Origin of the sequence: Vibrio genomosp. F6, from assembly GCF_005146325.1 — a bacterium.
GTDB classification, from domain to species: Bacteria; Pseudomonadota; Gammaproteobacteria; order Enterobacterales; family Vibrionaceae; genus Vibrio; species Vibrio cortegadensis.
On sequence record NZ_SYUT01000119.1, the window covers coordinates 1,233 to 2,451 of the forward strand.

The 1,219-nt window shown below is 39.0% G+C and carries 2 protein-coding genes; both read left to right on the top strand.

Going from position 1 to position 1,219, the window contains the following annotated elements:
• Window positions 1-66: 66 nt before the first annotated feature.
• Complete coding sequence (locus FCV43_RS19955; RefSeq protein WP_136996160.1) at window positions 67-696, top strand: hypothetical protein; 630 nt, start codon at window positions 67-69, stop codon at window positions 694-696.
• Between the two features lie 191 nt (window positions 697-887).
• Window positions 888-1,133 (top strand): Rho-binding antiterminator, encoded by a 246-nt coding sequence (locus FCV43_RS19965; protein WP_136996161.1) that lies wholly within the window; start codon window positions 888-890, stop codon window positions 1,131-1,133.
• The last annotated feature ends 86 nt before the right edge of the window (window positions 1,134-1,219 follow it).

Sequence of the window (1,219 nt, forward strand, 5' to 3'; positions counted from 1 at the left end):
AATGGTTTAGTTTGGGTGTTATAGCGTTGTCGCACCTTAATTGGGCGTTATGTGTATAGGTAGGTTATGAGTAAAAAATCAATAGAGCAGTATCTAGAAGTAATTAGTGAACTTGATAAAAAGCTGATAACAACTGTAGGTAAGGTAACTCGAGCCAACAATGGGACTATGTATCAAATGGATCTATTTAGCTCGGCAGTAGTTAACCGATCCTTAGAGTTATCAAAAGGCTTTGAAAGTATGATTAAAGCTGAGCTGTTTTTATGCGCAGCTCCATTGCTTAGATTACAACTGGATAACTTACTAAGATACTCGGCGCTATGGCTAGTAGAAAATCCTGATGCAGTTTGTCTAGATGTACTTGGCGGTAAACCAATTAGAAAGATAAAGGACAAAAGTGGTAAAAAGATGACAGACGCTCATCTTGTTTCTGTTCTGTCTAAAGAAATTGAGTGGATCTCCTCGGTTTATGAGAAAACTTGTGGTTATGTACACTTTAGCGAGAGTCACTTCCACAAAACCTTATTGTCTGCAAAAGGTGGAAAAATAGAAGTCGGCATCGGTGATAAAGCCAAACCCGTCCCTGATTCAGCATTAGAGGAAGCATGTGCAGCATATCAGGCTATAACAATGGAATTACTACGGTATTTGGATGGGTGGTTGCATACTAAACAGTCATACGAAAAATACACATAACAAACTGTTCAAGAGGGATTCGCAACGCGTGGCATTTTCACTATGCGTTGGTTTTAGTGATTAAGGTGGTTTGCAGCGGCTTTGGTATTGCATTGCTCACCCCTTAACAGAGCGTTAGGTGGGAAGGTGCTCCCAGTTCTAAAATGGTGATACTATGTTTTCAATAGAGATTGGATAGACAGGGTTTGTTTATGATCAGTTGTAGCAATTACGATTACATCGAGATAGCTTGCATGTATAAGTATCCCGTTGAAATTACGTTAGAATCAGGTCATCACGTTGTCGGAAAAGCTATTGATACAGCAAGAAATCAGCAAAGTGAAGAGTGTATAAAAGTCAAAAATGAATATGGCGATTTATTGGTTGTCTTAGATTCAATCTCAAGGTTAAAAGTGACTATTGATAATCCGCACTTTGATGAAGTTTTATTCGACTAAGCCACAGCACCTAACAAAGCGTTTAAGACAGATTCCCAACGCTCGGAATTCTCAGTTCAAGTCGAGTTTTAGTGTTTACGGTGCAA